We start from the raw sequence: 19656 nt of genomic DNA on the forward strand, positions 1-19656 counted from the left end.
GTTATGCCGGATTGGCGCGCGTGCTCTTGAGCAGGTCTTCCAGGCTGGCGGCCTTGGGTTTGACCAGCCAGAACTTGCGGCTCATGGCATCGAAATTATCCAGGATGTGCTGACCCCACTCGCTGCCGGTCTCGCCCACGAATTCCTCGATCACGTGGCGCAGATGGCTGCGGTGGGACTCGGTGGATTCGGAACTGATGCGGTGCAGCTCGATCAGCTCCGGATTGACGCGGTCGAAGAAATCATTCTCTTCGTCCAGCACATAGGCGAAACCACCGGTCATGCCGGCACCGAAGTTGTGGCCGGTGCGGCCCAGCACGGTGACACAGCCGCCGGTCATGTATTCGCAGCAATGATCGCCGGCGCCTTCCACGACCGCGTGCACGCCGGAGTTGCGCACACCGAAACGCTCGCCGGCGGTGCCGGAGGCGAACAGTTTTCCGCCGGTGGCGCCGTACAGGCAGGTGTTACCGACGATGGCGGTGTCCTGGGTCTTGAACGGGCTGCCCTTGGGCGGACGGATCACCACCCGGCCGCCGGCCATGCCCTTGCCGACGTAATCGTTGGCGTCACCTTCCAGGTACAGGTGCAGACCACCGGCGTTGAACACGCCGAAGCTCTGCCCGGCGGTGCCGGTGAAGCGCACGCGGATCGGCGCGCTTTCCATGCCCAGGTTGCCGTGGTGCTTGGCGATCACGCCGGACACGGTGGCGCCCACCGAGCGGTCGCAGTTGGTGATGGTGTAGTGGAAGGAGCCGCCGGACTTGTTCTCCACGGCGGTGCGCATTTCTTCCACCATCTTGCGGTTCAGCTCACCCTTGTCGAACGGCTCATTGCGTTCCACCTGGCAATGGGTGGGCTTGTCCGCCGGGATATGATCGTTGCGCAGCATCGGCGTCAGGTCGAGACGCTTGTGCTTGTCGGTGGCGCCTTCGATGCGCTCGAGCAGATCGGTGCGGCCGATCAGATCGGGCAGGCTCTTCACGCCCAGCGCGGCGAGCAGCTCGCGCACTTCCCGGGCCACGAACGTGAAGTAGTTGATCAGCATGTCCGGGGCACCGATGAAGTGCTCCTGGCGCAGGTCGTCACGCTGGGTGGCCACGCCGGTGGCGCAGTTGTTCAGGTGACAGATGCGCAGGTACTTACAACCCAGCACGATCATCGGCACGGTGCCGAAACCGAACGACTCGGCGCCAAGAATGGCCGCCTTGACCACGTCCAGGCCGGTCTTCAGGCCGCCGTCGGTCTGCAGACGGATCTTGTCGCGAAGATCATTGGCGCGCAGCGCCTGATGGGCCTCGGACAGACCCAGTTCCCAGGGCGAACCGGCGTAGCGGATCGAGGTCAGCGGGCTGGCCGCGGTACCACCATCGTAGCCGGAAATGGTGATCAGGTCGGCGTAGGCCTTGGCCACGCCGGACGCCACCGTACCGACACCGGGCTCGGACACCAGCTTCACGGACACCTGGGCGTCCGGATTGACCTGCTTGAGGTCGAAGATCAGCTGGGCCAGATCCTCGATGGAGTAGATGTCATGGTGCGGCGGCGGAGAGATCAGGGTCACGCCGGGTACCGAGTGACGCAGCCGCGCGATCAGGGCGTTGACCTTGCCGCCGGGCAGCTGGCCGCCCTCGCCGGGCTTGGCGCCCTGGGCGATCTTGATCTGCAGGACCTCGGCATTGACCAGATAATGCGGGGTCACGCCAAACCGACCGGAGGCGATCTGCTTGATCTTGGATACACGCTCGGTGCCGAAACGGGCCGGGTCCTCGCCGCCCTCGCCGGAGTTGGAGCGACCGCCGAGGCGGTTCATGGCGGTGGCGATGGCCTCGTGGGCCTCCGGACTGAGCGCGCCCAGGGACATGCCCGCGGAATCAAAGCGCGGCAGGATGCTCTCGATCGGCTCGACCTGATCCAGGTCGATGGCGGTGGCGTCCTGGCGCAGACGCAGCAGGTCGCGCAGGGTGGCCACCGGGCGGTCGTTGACCAGCGCGGCGAATTCCTTGTACGCCTCGTAATCGTCGTTCTGGGTGGCGCGATGGATAGCGTGCACCACGTCCGGATTGAAAGCGTGGTATTCCTTGCCGTGGATGTACTTGAGCACGCCACCGGCATCCACCGGCTTGCGCTGCTTCCAGGCGTCCTTGGCGATGATTTCCTGGTCGTTCTGGAAATCCTCGAAGCCGGCGCCCTCGATGCGGCTCTGCACGCCCCGGAAGCACAGGTCCACCACGTCGCTGGCGACGCCGATGGCTTCGAACAACTGGGCACCACGGTAGGAGGTGATGGTGGAGATCCCCATCTTGGAGAGGATCTTCATCAGGCCCTTGTTGATGCCCTTGCGGAAGTTCTTCTGCAGCTCCACCGGGTCACCCAGCAGTTCACCGCTGCGCACCATGTCGGCGATCACGTCATAGGCCAGGTACGGGTAGACGGCGGTAGCGCCGAAACCGAACAGCACCGCGAAGTGGTGGGCATCCCGCGCGGTGGCGGTCTCCACGATGATGTTGGCGTCACTGCGCACGCCCTTGGTGGTCAGGTGGTGGTGCACCGCGCCGGTGGCCATCAGGGCATGGATGGTGAGCTGCCCCTGGGCGATACCGTGATCGGACAGCACCAGGATCACCTTGCCATCGGCGACCGCTTTCTCCGCCGTCGCGCACAGATCACGCACCGCCTGCTCCAGGCCGATGCTCGGATCATAGTGCAGACTCAAGCGCTCCTGGGCGTAACCCGGGCGTTCGATCTTGAGCAGGTTGGTGAACTTGGAGTGCGACAGCACCGGGGTGGCCAGGATCGCGCGGTCGGCGTGGTCGGAGGTTTCCTCGAACACATTGCGCTCGGCGCCCACGCAGGTCTCCAGGCTCATCACGATGGCTTCGCGGAGCGGGTCGATGGGCGGATTGGTGACCTGGGCGAATTGCTGCCGGAAGTAGTCGTACAGCGGGCGCTGGCGCTCGCTGAGCACCGCCATGGGGGTATCGTCGCCCATGGAACCGGTGGCTTCCTGGCCGGATTCCGCCAGCGGACGGATCACCTGATCGCGTTCCTCGAAACTGATCTGGAAGAACTTCTGGTAGCTCAGCAGATCCTGGGGATCGATGTCGTCGGTGCGCTCCACCTCATGGTCGTAGTTGGCCTCGATACGCAGCGCGTTGTCCTTGAGCCACTGACGGTAGGGATGACGCACCTTGAGGCGGTCATCGATGTCCCGGGTGTGCAGCAGCTCGCCCTTCTCGATGTCCACGGCCAGGATCTGGCCGGGGCCGACACGGCCCTTGGCCACCACGTCCTCGGGCTGGTAGCTGTACACGCCGATCTCGGAGGACAGGGTGATGAAGCCGTTCTTGGTGATCACCCAGCGGGCCGGGCGCAGGCCGTTGCGGTCCAGCATGCAGACGGCGTAGCGGCCATCGGTCATGACCAGGCCGGCGGGGCCGTCCCAGGGCTCCATGTGCATGGAGTTATATTCGTAGAAGGCACGCAGATCCGCGTCCATGGTGTCCACGTTCTGCCAGGCCGGCGGCACCATCATGCGCACCGCGCGGAACAGGTCCATACCGCCGGCGAGCAACACTTCCAGCATGTTGTCCATGCTCGAGGAGTCGGAGCCGCTGCGGTTAACCAGGGGGCTGAGGTCGCTCAGATTGGGCAGCAGCTCGTTCTCGAACTTGCTTGCCCGGGCCAGCGCCCAGTTGCGGTTACCCTGGATGGTGTTGATCTCGCCGTTGTGGGCCAGGTAGCGGAACGGCTGGGCCAGCGGCCACTGCGGCGAGGTGTTGGTGGAGAACCGCTGGTGAAACACCACGATGGCGGTTTCCATGGATTCGTCGCCGAGATCCGGGAAGAACGCCGGCAGATCCACCGGCATCATCAGGCCTTTGTAGGAGACCACCGAGGCGGACAGGGAACAGACGTAGAAATAACCGTCGTTCTCGATGCGCTTCTCGGCGTGCCGACGGGCGTAGAACAGGCGCCGGTTGAGTTCCTGTTCGGAATCCCCCTCGGCGGCCACCAATACCTGCGCGAAGCCGGGCAGGGACTGTTTGGCCAGATCGCCCAGGCAGGACGGGTCGGTGGGAACATCCCGCCAGCCCAGCACCCGGATGCCCTGGGCCTGGATCTGCTCCTCGATCACCGCCTTCTGCGCGTCGGCGCGCTCGGCCTCGGGGTGGGTGAAGATCATGCCCACGCCATAGGTGTCGGGCAGGTCCACGCCCAGGTCTCCGGCCACCTTGCGGAAGAAGGAGTCCGGCTTTTTCAGCAACAGCCCGCAGCCGTCACCGGTTTTTCCGTCGGCGTTGATCCCGCCCCGGTGTGTCATGCAGGTGAGTGCTTCGATGGCGGTTTGCAAAAGCTCATGGCTGGCCTGCCCCTCCATATGAGAGATCAGGCCGAAGCCGCAGTTGTCCCGGAAATCTCCGGGCTCATAGAGCCCCTGCACCAGCTTGGAATTCTGCTGCATCAAAACCAATCCTCTTGAAATTCAGAGACTTACAGAAGGCGGTACTGACGTCGAAAAGACGGCGACGGCAAAAAAGGGATAGGCATTCTACACGTTGAGCCCATGGGCGACAAACACGACGATGACGCCACCAGGGAAGGTGGCGTCATGAACCAGTCGGGTTCGCCGGAGATCAGCGCAGTTCCTTGCGGATTGCCCCCATCTCCCGTGGGAAGGGCCCGCCACGGCGCAGCGTTTCGGGCAGGGTTTCACGGGCAGCCAGCGCCGCGTCGCGGCTGGGATAGGGGCCCGCCAGCACCAGATAAACCTTATTGTCGCCTCTTTCCGTCTGGTAGTAGGCGCCCTGGCGGTCGATGCGGTCAAGCACCCCCCGGGCACCGTCCTCACGGCCGGTGGCCACCAACTGCAGGAACCACTCACCGTCGTCCCGGGTGGCCAGCCAGTCCTCCTGGCGGTACCCCAGACGCGCCTCCAGGCCGCTGAGCTCGGGCTGGCTGGCGCTGACGGTGCCCTGCCCGGGGGCGTCATCGCCGGCGGAGGAGTCGTCGGCGGAGGACAGCTCGCGCCCGGCATCCGCCGACGCCGACGCCGGCGCCTCATCGCCGGCGGGCCGGTCGGCCGGGCGCGGCTCTGGGCGGGCGCGTGGCGCTGGCTCGGCGGTCTGGTTCTGGCCTTCCGGTTCCGCCGGCGGTGCCGGGGCGGTTTCGCCGGTATCCGCTTCGGCGGCCCCGGCCCGCTCCTGGCGGCGGGTTTCCGCCTGCTCGAAATCCGCCGCGTTATCGTGGAATTCGGCCAGCGCGTTGCGGGTCTGTTCCGGGTCGGACACCAGACCATAATCGTGGCCATCCTCGGCGGTTTCCGGCGTCAGGCCGTCACCGGCGGCGTCGCCCCCCTCCGGGTCCACGGTTTGCGCGGGCCGCTGCGGCAAATCCAGGCTCACCACCTGGTCGGCCCCCGGTTCGTCATCGCCGCTGGCCAGCCACAACACCAGCACCACCAGAATCAGCGCGCCTACCGCCAGGCCATGACGCCACGGCACCGGCTTACGGGCCGGCGGCGCGGCCTCCTCGGCACGCTCATCGAGCAGCGCCAGTAAAGGTCCCAGGCGGCCGCCGGTCTCGGCGCGCAAATATTCCGCCTCCCCCTCGTCCAGGGACAGATCGTGGAACTGCTCCGCCAGGGTGGCGACGTCCTCCGCGTCCAGGGGCGGCAATACCAGGGTGTCCACCACGGTAAGGCCACCCTCGCCCACCGACCGCGCGGTGCCCGGCGCGCCACCGAATACATAGGTGAGGCGCTGCCCGAGTTTTTCCTTGAGGGAAGCCATGGTGGCCAGCGCCGCCTCCGGCACCCGGTCGGCATTGTCCACCAGGATCACCAGCCGGTTGCGCGCCAGGGATTGCTTGAGGGTCTCCGCCAGATCGTCGCGCTCGATGCCAAAATGCACCAGCATGGCGTCGACCACCGCGTTGGCGCCCAGGTTGTCGTCGCCGTCCAGGCGGATCAGTTCGTAGTCCCCCACCAGGGACATGGCCAGCATGCCCAGCAGAGTGGACACCCCGCTGCCCGGCTCGCCCTCCAGCACCACCGTGGCGCCTTCATGGGCATGACCGTTCAGAGCATCGAGAAGGTCGCCGCGCTCGGCGCCCTCGTAGAAAAAGTCCTCATCTCTCACAAAAGGCCTCGAGCGTTCGCGTCAATGCGTTCGGATCGTATTCGCCTGTGACCAGGGCATCGCCGATTTGGTTCAGCAGCACCAGCCTCAGGCGCCCGTTCTGTACTTTCTTGTCCAACGCCATGAGATCGTTGAAATCGTCCCGGCCCATGCCCTCGGGCGCCGCCACCGGCAGCGACCAGGCGGCCAGGGCATCACGCACCCGCTCCACGTCGGTGTCGTCCAGCCAGCCCAGTTCCCGGGACATACGCGCCGCCATCACCATGCCGGCGGCCACCGCCTCGCCGTGCAACCAGTCCCGGTAACCGGTGAAGGTCTCCATGGCGTGGCCAAAGGTGTGGCCCAGGTTGAGCAGCGCCCGATTGCCCTGCTCGGTTTCATCGGCGGCCACCACCTCGGCCTTGTTGCGGCAGCTGCGCAGGATCGCTTGCGCCAGCGTCGCCTGCTCGCGGGCGGCCAGCTCCGGCTGGTTATCCAGCAGCCACTGGAAAAACCCGGGATCGCGGATCAGGCCATACTTGATCACCTCGGCCATGCCGGCGGCGAATTCCCGCGCCGGCAGGGTATCCAGCACGGCGGTGTCGATCACCACGGCACGGGGCTGATGGAAGGCACCGATCATGTTCTTGCCGCGCGGGTGATTGACCGCGGTCTTGCCGCCCACGGAGGAATCCACCTGAGCCAGCAGCGTGGTGGGCACCTGGATGAAGTCCACGCCACGCTGGTAGCAGGCCGCCGCGAAGCCGACCATGTCGCCGACCACGCCACCGCCCAGGGCCACCAGGGTGGTGGTGCGCGAATGACGCCTGGCCATCAGGGCGTCGAAGATGGTCTCCAGGGTAGCCAGGTTCTTGTGGCTCTCGCCGTCGGGCAGGATCAGGGTGTCGCACTGCAGATCACCGAGCCCGGCGGTGACCCGCTCCAGATAGAGCGGCGCGATGGTCTCGTTGCTGACCACCATCACCTGGTTGCCACGAACGTGCTCGCGGATCAGGCCGCCGTCGAGCAGACCGCGACCAATATGAATGGGGTAACTGCGCTCACCCAGCGCCACGTCAAGCTTGTGCATAGTGTCTCGAATCGCCGGAAGGGGTTGCCGGCATTATCGGTTGGCGTGTTCGGCCAGACAACCGAGGATCTGGTCGGTGACCTTCTTCAGGTTACCGGAGGCGGTGGATACAACGGCGTGCGCCACGTCCCGATACAGAGGATCACGCGCCTCCAGCAGCGCCTGCAGGCGCGCCTTCGGGTCCTCGGTCCGCAGCAGCGGCCGGTTGCGGTCGTTGCGGGTTCGCGCCAGTTGCAGCTCCACCGGCGTCCACAGATAGATGACACAGCCGCGATCATGCAGATGACGGCGATTTTCCTCCTCGGTCACCGCGCCGCCACCGGTGGCGAGCACGATACCGGGCAGACCGGTCAGCTCATCGATCACGTCCCGCTCGCGGCGACGAAAACCTTCCTCGCCTTCCACATCGAAAATCCACGGGATGTCGGCTCCGGTCTTCTCCTCGATGACCCGATCGGAATCGTAGAACGGACGGTCCAGGACCTGAGCCAGGTGACGGCCCAGGGTGCTCTTGCCAGCCCCCATGGGCCCCACCAGATAAAGAGGGGTTACTGCCTTTTCATTCACCGATTAACCATTGCATCTTTCACCAGGCGAGGCGTGATAAAGATCAGCAGTTCCTGCTTGTTATCACGGTTCACCTTCTTGCGGAACAGGGCGCCCAGCCAGGGGATATCCCCCAGGAAAGGCGTTTTGACCACGGAGTTTACCGTTTCCTGCTGGAAAATGCCGCCCAGAACCACGGTCTCGCCATCGTTCACCAGCACCGTGGTCTCCACCCGGTTGGTGTTGATCGCCGGGCTGTCCAGGTCGGTGCCCAGGGAATCATTGTTCACCTTGAGCTGCATGATCACATCGCCTTCCGGGGTCACCTGGGGGGTAACCTCCAGACGCAGTTCCGCCTCGATGAACTCAACGGCGGTGGCGCCGGACGCGGTGGAGACATTGAACGGCACCTGCTGGCCGGAGGCGATCACCGCCGGCTGCTGGTCGGCGGTGAGCACCTTGGGCGTGGCCACCAGCTCGCCGTGCCCTTCCGCTTCCAGGGCGGACAGCTCCAGTTCGATCAGACCGGAATCCAGCGACGTGAAGCCGATGGAGAAGCGGGTCGCATCGGAGGATTCCACGCCCATGTCGACGATAAGGTCGTTATTTTCCTCTTCGTCGAACTCTTCCATCTCCGTTTCAATCGGATTCTGGCTACGGTCCGCCTCCAGGTTGGCGTAATGCAGGTTGCGCAGCGAGGTATGGCGACCGGAAATACCCCAGCTCTCACCCTCATCCCAGAAACTGCTCTGCCAGCCCAGGCCGCCCCAGCGCACGCCGAACTCGTCGGCCACGTTGGTGCTGGCCACCACCACGCGGGCCTCGATCAGCACCTGCTGAACCGGCACGTCCAGACGCTGAATCAGATCACGAATGCTCTGAAGCCGCTCGGCGGTGTCCTGCACGATCAGGGTGTTGGTGCGCTGGTCCACGCTCACCGAGCCGCGCTCGCTGACCAGGGAGGAGCCGTCGGAACCACCCCGTGACGTAATCAGGCTCTGCAGCTGTTCGGCACGGGCGTAGTTGATGCTGATGTATTCGGTGCGCAGCGGCGCCAGGGTGGCGAGCTGCTTCTGGGCTTCCAGTTCCTGCTTTTCGCGGGCGGCGATTTCATCCGCCGGCGCCACCAGCAACACGTTACCCACCTGACGCTTGTCCAGCCCCTTGGTCTTGAGAATCAGGTCCAGAGCCTGGTCCCAGGGCACGCTCTGCAGGCGCAGGGTGATGCGACCGGTGACGGTGTCGGAAGCCACCAGGTTGAGATCGGTGAAATCGGCGATCAGCTGCAGCACGGAACGCACTTCGATGTCCTGGAAGTTCAGGGACAGCTTCTCGCCGTCATACTTGAAGGCCTCGCGACGCTGGCGCTCCTTCTCGGCGGCGCTGAGCGGCTTGATGTTGATACTGAACTGATTGTCGGCCTGATAGGCCAGGTAATCCCAGGTGCCTTCCGGTTCGATGGTGACCACCGCGCCACCATCGGTGCGCCGGGTATCCACGTAACGCACCGGAGTGGCGAAATCGGTCACGTCCAGGCGGCGCACCAGATCGTCGGCAAGGTCCGCCCCCACGAACCGGGCGATGATCTTGCCCCCTTCCTCGCTCACATCCACCGGCATGGACGCCTTGGACAGACGAATCATGACGCGGCCTTCGCCGTCGGCACCACGCCGGAAGTCAATATCGCGAATCGCCGAGGCGTTGCTGGCCGGGGCCATCGGCGCCGGGCTGGCCGGATCGGTGCTGGGGGTGCGCTGGCCTCCGCCGATGGTGACCACCAGTTGCTGGCCTTCCACCCGGGTGTCATAGCCGGTGAGCTGATCGAGATTGAAGATCAGGCGGGTGCGGTCCTTGGCTTCCACCACGGTCACGCTGCGGGCATTGCCCGAACCCAGGTTATGGCGCTTGATGTCCACGTTACTGGCGGTGCCCAGCAGGTCCAGGGCAATACGCGCCGGCTGCTCGATGCTGTACCCCTTCACCTCCGGCGCGGCGCCCTCGAAATCCAGCCGCACTTCCAGGCCGTCCCCGGGCAGGGTGTTGGCTTGCAGATTGGTCAGCGTGGCCGCCCGTCCCGGGGACATCAGGGCGACTCCCGCCAGAACCAGCAGTGCCGCGATCCAGAGCCGGGGCGCTGCGCTTGTTTTTGTCGACGTGAAGAAAATCATAACTGGCATCCCCAGCAGCAGTTAGTCAGCAAGCGTGATATTGCGGGACCGTTCCACCCAGCCCCCTTGTCCGTCCGGAACGATTTCCACCAGGGCGAGCTGGCCGGCGGAGACTTCCACCACGCGACCGTAATTCTTGCCCATGTAGCTGCCCACCCGCACCCGGGTCACCGAGCCGGACGGGTCCTCGACGAGCGCTTCCAGCGGATTGCCCGGCCGGGTGATGGTGCCCACCATGGCCAACGCATCCAGACTGAAACCCTCCAGGTATTCCTTGGGCCGGCTGAGATCCGGTTCCACCGGTTTGCCCTCCGGCACCTCCAGCAGCTTCTGGTCCTGCGGCGGACTGAACGGCGGACGCAGCTTGTGCGCCGCGTAGCTGTAAGTGGCGATCGGCTTGAACTCCGGCGGCGGCTCGATACGGCCGCGCGGGCGTGCCTTGATCTCCTGCAGGCGGGCGTCGAGCTGGCCGAGATTGGCGCCGCCGCCGCAGCCGGGCAGCAGTGCCGCCACGGCGATGACCATGATCCCCTGCGCGATGGCTTTTCGTGCACTCATCTTGTTCCCCTCAGGAGCGACCGCCCTTCTTGCCTTTGTTCTTGCCCTTGTTGTCGCCGTCGCTGTTGTCCCCGCCTTCCGCGTAACGGTAGGTCTTGGCCGTGATCGCCATGTCCAGCAGCGCGCCGGACGCGCTGCTCTCGTCCTTCACCGGCGTGATCTTGAAATCGTGCAGGGTGACGATACGTGGCAGGGCCGCCACCCCGGAAACGAAGGAGCCGAAGCCGTGATAATCGCCGACCACCTGAATATCGATGGGCAGCTCGGCGTAGAACTCCTTCTTCACCTCGTCCTTGAGCGCGATGGTTTCAAACTCCAGCCCGCTACCGAGCCCGGTGTGGGTAATGTCCTCGAGCAGACCAGGCACCTCGGTATCCCGCGGCAGCTGGCTCTTCAATGTTTCGAAGCGGGCCTCCATTTCCACCAGTTGCTGCCGGTACTGATCCAGGTTGTGGGCCTGGAAGGCCTTCTTTTCATAGCTGTCGAGCAGCGAGGTCTCCTCACGCTCCAGTTGCGCGTGGCGGCTGTTCAGGTCCTTGATGCTGAGAAAATAGCCCAGCAACACAATGATGCCGAACACCAGAATGGCGGCGCCGATCTTCACCGGCAGCGGCCAGCCACCCACGTTCTCGAAATCAAGACTGTTGAGCTCGTCGATCAATTCCCGGACGTCGAGGTTTTTCAGCTCGGACGCTTTCATCGCGCGGCCTCCTCTTCTTCCTCGCTACGCGGCGAGCCTTGCTTGACGGTGAGCACGAAACTGTTGGCCTGCTCGCCCTCGGCGCGATCGTCCGGGTTCAGCGCCCGCACGTTGAGCAGGTTGGGCTCGACGAACCAGTCCGAGGCGTCCAGGTTGCGCATCAGCCGGGAAATGCGGTTGTTGGATTCCGCCACCCCCTCGATGGTATAGCTGTTCCCTCGGCGCTCCACCATGGTGTAGTAGACGCCGTCGGGCAGGGTGCGCACCATCTGGTCAAACACGTAAACGATGGTCGGCCGGTTGCCCTGCAACTCCTGGATTACCTTCATGCGCGCCACCAGCTCGTCACGGCGGCGCTGCAGTTCCTTGATTTCCTTGATCTGGGTGTCCAGCTTGGCGATGGCGCTCTGAATATGGTTGTTGCGGCTCTGCTGGTCGGCGATCTGCCCTTCCACCATGCCCTTCCAAAGCCAGAAAATCAGCCCGGCGATGATCGCCGCGAAGATCAGCATGGCCACGAATTCATTCTTTTTCTGCTTGCGCCGTTCTTCCCGCCACGGGAGGAGGTTGATGGTGGTGGTCATTGTTCGAAGCTCCTCAGCGCCAGTCCGCAGGCGATCATCAGAGCCGAGGCATCGTTCGCCAGGGCTCTCGCGTTGACCTTGTTGGCCAGCGCCATGTCGGCGAACGGGTCGGCCAGGGAGCAGCCGGTACCGACCTTGTCCTGAATCAGTTCAGGGAGCCCCTGGATCGAGGCGGAGCCGCCCGCCAGCAGGATGTAATCGACTTCATTGAACTGGGTGGAGCCGTAGAAAAACTGCAGCGAGCGATTGATCTGCTGCACGATGGCGTCCTTGAACGGGCGCAACACCTCGGACTCGTAATCCTCCGGCAACTCCCCGGTTTTCTTGGCCAGCCCGGCCTCCTCCATGGAGATCCCGTAGCGGCGCTGAATTTCCTCGGTGAGCTGCTTGCCGCCGAACAGTTGCTCACGGGTGTAGACACTGCGGCCTTCATGAAAGACGTTGAGGGTGGTCATGGTGGCGCCGATGTCGAACACCGCCACGGTGTTCAGTTCCTCGGCGTTGGGCAGGGTAGGCAGAAGCATCTGGAAGGTGCGCTCCATGGCGTAGGCTTCCACGTCCACCACCTTCGGCTGCAGGCCGCCGATTTCCAGGGCGTCGGCGCGCATCTCCACGTTCTCGGTGCGCGACGCCACCACCAGCACCTCGGCCCGCTCCGGATTGTCCTGCACCGGGCCCAGCACCTGGAAATCCATGCGTACTTCGTCGAGCGGGAAGGGAATGTACTGATCCGCCTCCACCCGCAACTGGGTCTCCATGTCGTCCTCGCTGAGCGAGGCGTCCATTTCGATGGTCTTGGTGATGGTGGCGGAGCCAGGCACCGCCACGGCGGCGGTTTTCACCCCCGGCCGGGTGTGTCCCACCAGGCGGGCAACCACATCCCCGACGCCCTCCACGTCGTTGATGTTCTTTTCCACCACGGCGTTGGCCGGCAACGGTTCGACGCCATAGCTTTCTACCTTGTACCGGTTCCCCGCCCTGGAGAGCTCCAGCAATTTGACGGCGGTGGAACTGATGTCGATCCCCAGCAGTGTCTGGGCCTTTTTTCTGAGAAAAGGCAGCACAGTCGTCGTCCCGTGTGTTTGTAATGAAGGCTTTTTTGCTTCAAAAATATGTAGTTACGTGGTTTTTATGCCTAACCACTTTAGAAATTAGTAATAACAGAACGGATATTAGATCACAACAACCTTTCCACCGTATAATGACCTGCTTCACGGGTCTGCTAGGCCTTTCTTCCGATCGCCGGAGCAATTGCAACAATATGCGTTTGACCGTCTCCTGGATCCGGGCCCTCGCGCTGCTCGCGCTCGCCGCCATCGCCGGCGGCCTCCTGGTCCTCGCCGCCTGTTATCTCTATCTGGCCCCGCAGCTTCCCGCCGCCGGCGCCATCCGTGAAGTGGAGTATCAGATCCCGCTTCGAATCTACACCGACGACGGCAAGCTGCTCGCCGAATACGGCGAGAAACGCCGGGAACCGGTCACCTACGAGGAGTTGCCGCCATTATTCGTCAGGGCGGTGCTGGCCGCCGAGGACGACCGCTTCTTCGAACACCCCGGTGTCGACCCCAAGGGCTTGCTGCGCGCCGCCGTGGAGCTGGTGCGCTACCATGAGATCCGCTCCGGCGGCTCCACCATCACCATGCAGGTGGCGCGCAACTTCTTCCTCGACCGGGAGCAACGCTTCCTGCGCAAGTTCAACGAGATCGTTCTGGCGATCCAGATCGAGCGCATCCTGAGCAAGGAAGAGATCCTTGAGCTGTACCTGAACAAAATCTACCTGGGCCACCGGGCCTACGGCGCCGAAGCCGCCGCCCAGGTCTACTACGGCAAGCCGATCGGCGAGCTGTCGCTGGCGCAGTGGGCGATGATCGCCGGCCTGCCCAAGGCCCCTTCCGCCTACAACCCGATCACCAACCCGGAACGCGCCCTGGTGCGCCGCAACTGGATTCTGCAGCGCATGGTGAGCGTCGGCGCGATCAGCGAGGAGCAGATGGAAAGCGCCCGCCAGGCGCCGGTGACCGCCCGCTACCACGCCGCCCGTCCCGAAGTGGAAGGTGCCTATGCCGGCGAGATCGCGCGCCTGGCCGCGGAAGACCTGGTCGACCAGGACATCTATACCGAAGGGGTGCGCATCTATACCACCCTGGATGCCGACCGCCAGAATGCCGCCGTCACCGCCCTGCGCCAGGGCCTGCACGCCTATGACGAACGCCATGGCTACCGGGGCCCGCTGGGCCGGGTGGACACCGGCGGGCTACCGGAACTGGGCTGGCCGCAACCCGAGGACACCGAGGCGGCGCCGGACCAGGATCAGCCGGAACCGGAGCTGGCCGAGGAAACCGAGCCGGACCCCACGGACACCCTCGACGACGACCGCGCCGCCTGGGTGGACACCTTCCGCGACCAGACCAGCTATGGGCCGCTACGCACCGCCGTGGTCACCGAGCTGCGAGAACGACAGGCCGCCGTGCTGCTGGCCGACGGCAAGCAGGCGCTGCTCGACTGGGACGACCTGCGCTGGGCCAAGCCGGCGCTGCGCAAGGGGTATGTGGGCGAAGCACCGAACCAGGCCGCCGATGTGCTGAACCCCGGCGACATTATTTACGTGCGCCCGGTGGGCGCCGGCGAGAACTCACACTGGCGCCTGGCGCAATTACCCACGGCCCAGTCGGCGATCGTGTCCGTGGACCCGGACAGCGGCGCGGTACGCGCCCTGCAGGGCGGCTACAGCTTCTATGCCTCCAAGTTCAACCGGGCCACCCAGGCACGCCGGCAGGTAGGCTCCGCCTTCAAGCCCTTCGTCTATACCGCGGCCCTGGAGAACGGCTTCACGCCGGCCACCATCATCAATGACGCCCCGGTGGTGTTCGACGACAGCAACTTGGACGAGGCCTGGCGCCCCACCGGCGCCAGCGACCGTTTCTACGGCCCGACGCGGCTGCGCGAAGCGCTGTACCGCTCCCTTAACCTGGTCTCCATCCGTATTCTGCGGCAAATGGGCATCAGCCAGACCATGAATACCCTGGACCGGTTCGGCCTGCCGACAGAAACCTTCCAGCGCGATCTGTCCCTGGCCCTGGGCAGCGCCTCCCTGACCCCGCTGGAGGTGGCCACCGCCTATGCGATCTTCGCCAACGGCGGCTACCGGGTACAGCCGTTCTTCGTGGAACGCATCGAGGATAAGAACGGCAAGGTGCTGTGGAAGGCACCCGAGGTGGAGATGTGCGAGGCGCCCTGCGCCGTGGTCGCCGACACCGACAGCGTGCCGGAGAGCACACCGGATTCCGACGACGAGGGCCGCTTCGTTCAACCGCCCCCCGTGAAGGCGCCCCGGGTGATCGACGCCGATGTGGTCTGGTTGATGAACTCCATCCTCCACGACGTGGTGGTGCGCGGCACCGGTCGTGATGCGCGCCGCCTGGGCCGCGACGACCTGCACGGTAAGACCGGCACCACCAATGATCAGGTGGATGCCTGGTTCTCCGGCTTCTCGCCGGCCCTGGTGGCCACCGTCTGGGTGGGCTTCGACAACCCCGCCACCCTGGGCTGGGGTGAGTATGGCGGCCGTGCCGCCCTGCCAATCTGGATCGACTACATGGGCAAGGCCCTGGACGGCGTGCCCGAACAGCATCCGCCGCAGCCGCCGGGCGTGGTGTCCGTGCGCATTGATCCGGAAAGCGGCCTGCGCGCCCGCCCGGAGAACGATGACGCCATCTTCGAATACTTCCGCCGCGACAATGTGCCGGAACTGGAAGCCCCCCACAGCAATGATGGCCGCAGCCCCGAGCAGATTTTCTAAAGCAACGGGCCACGTCCATCGCGGCTTCAGCCGCGAACAAAAAAGGCCGGCGAATGCCGGCCTTTTCCGTGGGGCGAGAAGAACAGCGCGCTTCAGAGTTCCGGGAAGATCTCATCCAGCGAATTGAGCGGGTAATGGGACGGGTAGCCCTTGCGGGCCACGCCGGATTCCACCGCCGCGTTGGCCACCGCCGCGGTCACCCGCCCCAGCAGGCGCGGATCGTTGGGCTTGGGAATGATGTAGTCGGCGCCGAATTTCAGCTCGCCGCCGCCGTAAGCGTCCAGCACCTCCTTGGGCGGCGCCTCGCGCACCAGCTCGGCGATGGCGTGCACGGCGGCGATCTTCATTTCCTCGTTGATGGACGTGGAGCGCACGTCCAGGGCGCCCCGGAACATGTACGGGAAACACAGCACGTTGTTCACCTGGTTCGGGTAGTCCGAGCGGCCAGTGGCGATGATCGCGTCGGCGCGGGCCGCCTTGGCCACCTCCGGGCGGATCTCCGGGTCCGGGTTGGCCAGGGCGAAGATGATCGGCTTGGGCGCCATCTTCTTGACCATTTCCGAGGTCAGCATGTCCGGGCCGGACACGCCAATGAACACGTCCGCGCCGTCCACGGCGTCGTCCAGGGTGCGCTTGTCGGTGTCGTTGGCCAGCGCCGCCTTGTACTGATTGAGGTCGTCACGGCGGCTGTGGATCACGCCCTTGCGATCCAGCACCAGGATGTTTTCCTTGCGCGCGCCCATTTCGATCAGCAACCGCACGGAGGCGACGCCGGCGGCACCGGCACCCACGCACACCACCTTGATGTCCTGGATGCGCTTACCCTGGATCTCCAGGGCGTTGAGCAGACCGGCGCCGACCACGATGGCGGTGCCGTGCTGGTCATCGTGGAACACCGGCACGTCGCACTGCTCCTTGAGCACACGCTCGATCTCGAAGCATTCCGGCGCGCGGATGTCTTCCAGATTGATGCCGCCGAAGGTGCGGTGAATGCGCATCACGGTGTCGATGAACGCCTGCGGGTCCTCGGCGTCCACCTCGATATCGAACACGTCGATACCGGCGAACAGCTTGAACAGGATGCCCTTGCCTTCCATCACCGGCTTGGAGGCCAGCGCCCCCAGATTGCCCAGGCCGAGAATCGCGCTGCCGTCGCTGATCACCGCCACCAGATTGCCCTTGGACGTGAACCGGTAGGCCAGTTCCGGTTCGCGCGCGATCTCGCGCACCGGCTCCGCCACCCCGGGGCTGTATGCCAGGCTGAGGTCGCGGCTGGTCGCCGCCGGCTTGGTCACCTCAACGCTGATCTTCCCCGGACGCGGTTTGGCGTGATATTCCAGGGCCGCCTTTTTCAGATCCTCGGACATGGGGGTCTCCACAAACACTCAATAACAAAAACAGACTTTGAAAAGTAAAAAGCACCCTGGCGGGTGCTTTTCACAGGCAAGACGAAGCGCTTTATAGTCGTTACTGATTCTTGCCTGAGCGCATCATGCCGAAACGCTGCTTGAACTTGTCGATCTGGCCACCGCTGTCGGCCTGCTTCTGCTTGCCGGTGTAGAAGGGGTGGCAGGCGGAGCACACGTCCACTTCATAGCTGCCGCCACGGGTGGACCGGGTTTCGATCACGTTCCCACAGCTGCAGGTAATGGACACGTCCTGGTAATCGGGATGAATCTCTGGTTTCATAGCAAAGCTCCTTCGGGTGTCGCTACCCGAGCCGATCGTCGGGCACCACACTGGCTTGCGCCGGGCAAAAGTGAAGGCGAATCATAACAGCTTGACACCGATGCGCAAGAGATAACCGGACCGCTCCCCGTGCCGTCTCCATCCGTTGTACAGGTCGCCCTGCCGGTCCCCCTCCCCGGCTGTTTCGACTACCGTCTTCCCCCCGGCGTCGCGGCGCCCGCCCGCGGTTGCCGCGTGGAAGTGCCGTTCGGTCGCCGTACCCTGGTGGGGCTGGTTCATGACCACCAACCCAGCGAGCTGAAACAGCTCAAAACCGTCAAACAGGTGCTCGACGACGAGCCGGTCATCGACCCGGCCCTGTATGCCCTGTGCGAACGGGCCGCCCGTTACTACCACCATCCCCTGGGCGAGGTGCTCAACTTCGTGCTGCCGGCGCTGTTGCGTCAGGGCCAGCCGGCCCGCGCCGGCGGCGAGGTGCGCTGGCGCCTCACCGACCGGGGTCGCCACGTGGACCCGGAACGTCTGGCGCGGGCACCACGCCAGCGCCAGGCCCTGGAGCTGCTCGGCGAGCACCCGCGCGGCCTGACCCCCGCCATGCTGGAAGCGCTGTCGGTATCACGACCGGCCCTGCAGGCCCTGCGCGACAAGGTGTGGGTGGAACGGGTGGAGGTGGCCGAGGCGCCACCGCCGGAGGTGGACGAAGTCCGCGCCGAACCGGCCCTGCGGGCCAATGCCGAGCAACGGGCCGCCATCGAGGCAATCATCGCCGCGGAGGGTTTTCAGCCATTCCTGCTCGACGGCGTCACCGGCAGCGGCAAGACCGAGGTCTACCTGCAGGCGATGGCGCCGGTTCTGGCCGCCGGCAAACAGGTACTGGTGCTGGTGCCGGAAATCGGCCTCACCCCACAGACCCTGCGCCGTTTCCGCCAACGCTTCGCGGTGCCGGTGACGGTGTTGCATTCCGGCCTCACCGATCGCGAACGGCTGGACGCCTGGGTGGCGGCCCGGGACGGTCACGCGCGCATTCTCATCGGCACCCGCTCGGCGGTGTTCACTCCCCTGGCGCGCCCGGGCCTGATCATCGTCGACGAAGCCCACGACGCCTCCCTGAAACAACAGGACGGCTTTCGTTACCACGCCCGCGACCTGGCTACCTGGCGCGCCCAGCAACTGGCGGTGCCGGTGGTCCACGGCAGCGCCACCCCGGCCCTGGAAACCCTGCAGTTGGCCCGCGACGGCCGCTACCACTGGCTGCGCCTGCGCCAGCGGGCCGGCGGCGCCGGCGCGCCGCCCATCGAGCTGCTGGACGCCCGCGACACTCCCCCGGACCAGCCACTGCTGCCCACCGCCCTTAAGGCGATCACCGAAACCCTGGCCCGTGGCGAGCAGGCCCTGGTGTTCCTGAACCGGCGCGGCTTCGCGCCGGTGATCCTGTGCCGCGACTGCGGCTGGCAGGACGAATGCCCGCGCTGCGACAGCCTGATGACCTGGCACCGCAGCGAGCACCAACTACGCTGCCACCATTGCGGCCACCAGCACCGGGTGCCGCAACGATGCGGCCACTGCGGTTCCACCAACCTCACCGACGCCGGCGCCGGCACGGAAAAGCTGGAGAGCCTGCTCGCCGAGCACTGCGACGCGCCGGTGGTACGCATCGACCGCGACACCACCCGTCGCAAGGGCAGCCTGGACGCCAAGCTGGCGCAGATCCAGAAAGGCGAGCCGGCGGTGCTGGTGGGCACCCAGATGCTGGCAAAAGGCCATCATTTCCCGCGCCTGAGTCTGGCGGTGATCATGAACATGGACGCCGGCTTTCTCAGCGCCGACTTCCGAGGGCCGGAGCAGGCCGCCCAGTTGCTGTTGCAGGTGGCCGGCCGCAGCGGTCGTCAGGATCGCCCCGGCCGGGTACTGATGCAAAGTCGCCACGGCGACCATAACCTGGTGCGCCTGGCCGCCGCCGGCGACTATCACGCCCTCGCCGACACCCTGCTCGAGGAGCGGCGCGGCGCCGGCCTGCCGCCGTTCGGCCACCTGGCCCTGCTGCGCTGCGAGGCGATGACCATGGAACAGGCCATGGGCTTCCTGGAGGAATGCACCGCCCAACTACCGCAAGTGGCCGGCGCCCACGTGCTCGGGCCGGTGCCCGCGCCCATGGAAAAACGGGCCGGACGCTACCGCGCCCAGTTGCTGGTGCAAAGCGCCAGCCGCCCCGCCCTGCATGGCCTGCTGGATGCCCTCATGCCCCTGGCCCGGTCACTGCCCTCGGGCCGGCGCTGCCGCTGGCACCTGGACGTGGACCCCATCGATCTGCTCTGACCCTGGCCGCCATCGAAAATAGCGATGGCAATAAGTCATGCAACTTGACTAAAATGGCCGCCTTCCCAAGCGCCCCGGCGCTTTCAT

At 65.2% G+C, this 19656-nt stretch carries 13 protein-coding genes; 2 read left to right on the forward strand and 11 right to left on the reverse strand.

The genetic code is table 11. From position 1 onward, the window contains the following. Window position 1: 1 nt before the first annotated feature. From gltB to JF515_RS18235, 9 genes are all read right to left on the reverse strand, one after another. A complete protein-coding gene (gltB, locus tag JF515_RS18195) occupies window positions 2-4465 on the reverse strand; it encodes a glutamate synthase large subunit (protein WP_203105871.1) in 4464 nt (1487 codons plus the stop codon). A 172-nt stretch (window positions 4466-4637) separates the two neighbouring features. Beyond that, window positions 4638-6140 (reverse strand): SPOR domain-containing protein, encoded by a 1503-nt coding sequence (locus JF515_RS19510; protein WP_203105872.1) that lies wholly within the window; start codon window positions 6138-6140, stop codon window positions 4638-4640. Next, complete coding sequence (gene aroB / locus JF515_RS18205; protein WP_203105873.1) at window positions 6130-7209, reverse strand: 3-dehydroquinate synthase; 1080 nt, start codon at window positions 7207-7209, stop codon at window positions 6130-6132. The genes JF515_RS19510 and aroB overlap by 11 nt, the downstream gene beginning before the upstream one ends. Window positions 7210-7242: 33 nt before the next feature. Next, window positions 7243-7776, reverse strand: coding sequence for a shikimate kinase AroK (aroK, locus tag JF515_RS18210; RefSeq protein ID WP_338015251.1), 534 nt, complete (start codon window positions 7774-7776; stop codon window positions 7243-7245). Beyond that, a complete protein-coding gene (gene pilQ, locus JF515_RS18215; RefSeq protein WP_238401173.1) occupies window positions 7773-9839 on the reverse strand; it encodes a type IV pilus secretin PilQ family protein in 2067 nt (688 codons plus the stop codon). Before pilQ ends, aroK begins: the two co-directional genes overlap by 4 nt. 105 nt (window positions 9840-9944) lie before the next feature. After that, window positions 9945-10481 (reverse strand): pilus assembly protein PilP, encoded by a 537-nt coding sequence (locus tag JF515_RS18220; protein ID WP_238401174.1) that lies wholly within the window; start codon window positions 10479-10481, stop codon window positions 9945-9947. Between the two features lie 10 nt (window positions 10482-10491). Next, the gene (locus JF515_RS18225) at window positions 10492-11181 is read right to left on the reverse strand and encodes a type 4a pilus biogenesis protein PilO (RefSeq protein WP_203105875.1); all 690 of its coding nucleotides are present in this window, start codon (window positions 11179-11181) and stop codon (window positions 10492-10494) included. Beyond that, window positions 11178-11765 (reverse strand): PilN domain-containing protein, encoded by a 588-nt coding sequence (locus tag JF515_RS18230; protein ID WP_203105876.1) that lies wholly within the window; start codon window positions 11763-11765, stop codon window positions 11178-11180. Before JF515_RS18230 ends, JF515_RS18225 begins: the two co-directional genes overlap by 4 nt. Further along, complete coding sequence (locus JF515_RS18235) at window positions 11762-12829, reverse strand: type IV pilus assembly protein PilM (protein WP_203105877.1); 1068 nt, start codon at window positions 12827-12829, stop codon at window positions 11762-11764. Before JF515_RS18235 ends, JF515_RS18230 begins: the two co-directional genes overlap by 4 nt. Before the next feature lie 197 nt (window positions 12830-13026). On the opposite strand from JF515_RS18235, the gene JF515_RS18240 reads away from it, so the two are divergent. Further along, window positions 13027-15564, forward strand: coding sequence for a penicillin-binding protein 1A (locus tag JF515_RS18240; RefSeq protein WP_203105878.1), 2538 nt, complete (start codon window positions 13027-13029; stop codon window positions 15562-15564). A 92-nt stretch (window positions 15565-15656) separates the two neighbouring features. Here the strand turns inward: JF515_RS18240 and JF515_RS18245 are convergent, their stop codons facing one another. Next, window positions 15657-16931, reverse strand: a complete 1275-nt coding sequence (locus JF515_RS18245; RefSeq protein ID WP_203105879.1) for a malic enzyme-like NAD(P)-binding protein — start codon at window positions 16929-16931, stop codon at window positions 15657-15659. A gap of 100 nt (window positions 16932-17031) precedes the next feature. Beyond that, window positions 17032-17253: a 50S ribosomal protein L31 gene (gene rpmE / locus JF515_RS18250; protein WP_203105880.1), complete on the reverse strand. Its 222-nt coding sequence runs from the start codon at window positions 17251-17253 to the stop codon at window positions 17032-17034. Between the two features lie 129 nt (window positions 17254-17382). Here rpmE and JF515_RS18255 point away from each other — a divergent pair, with 129 nt between their 5' ends. Beyond that, window positions 17383-19569 carry a primosomal protein N' gene (locus JF515_RS18255; protein WP_203105881.1) on the forward strand — a complete coding sequence of 729 codons (2187 nt, stop codon included), beginning with the start codon at window positions 17383-17385 and terminating at the stop codon, window positions 19567-19569. Window positions 19570-19656: the final 87 nt, after the last annotated feature.

Source organism: Alloalcanivorax marinus (genome assembly GCF_016785095.1).
Lineage (GTDB): Bacteria > Pseudomonadota > Gammaproteobacteria > Pseudomonadales > Alcanivoracaceae > Alloalcanivorax > Alloalcanivorax marinus_A.

Excerpts from the sequence above, each read along its gene's own strand:
- JF515_RS18230 (WP_203105876.1), bottom strand. The coding sequence starts at position 11,765 with ATGACCACCACCATCAACCTCCTCCCGTGGCGGGAAGAACGGCGCAAG.
- aroB (WP_203105873.1), bottom strand. The coding sequence starts at position 7,209 with ATGCACAAGCTTGACGTGGCGCTGGGTGAGCGCAGTTACCCCATTCAT.
- JF515_RS18225 (WP_203105875.1), bottom strand. The coding sequence starts at position 11,181 with ATGAAAGCGTCCGAGCTGAAAAACCTCGACGTCCGGGAATTGATCGAC.
- pilQ (WP_238401173.1), bottom strand. The coding sequence starts at position 9,839 with ATGTCCCCGGGACGGGCGGCCACGCTGACCAATCTGCAAGCCAACACC.
- rpmE (WP_203105880.1), bottom strand. The coding sequence starts at position 17,253 with ATGAAACCAGAGATTCATCCCGATTACCAGGACGTGTCCATTACCTGC.
- JF515_RS18245 (WP_203105879.1), bottom strand. The coding sequence starts at position 16,931 with ATGTCCGAGGATCTGAAAAAGGCGGCCCTGGAATATCACGCCAAACCG.
- JF515_RS18240 (WP_203105878.1), top strand. The coding sequence starts at position 13,027 with ATGCGTTTGACCGTCTCCTGGATCCGGGCCCTCGCGCTGCTCGCGCTC.
- JF515_RS18220 (WP_238401174.1), bottom strand. The coding sequence starts at position 10,481 with ATGAGTGCACGAAAAGCCATCGCGCAGGGGATCATGGTCATCGCCGTG.
- gltB (WP_203105871.1), bottom strand. The coding sequence starts at position 4,465 with ATGCAGCAGAATTCCAAGCTGGTGCAGGGGCTCTATGAGCCCGGAGAT.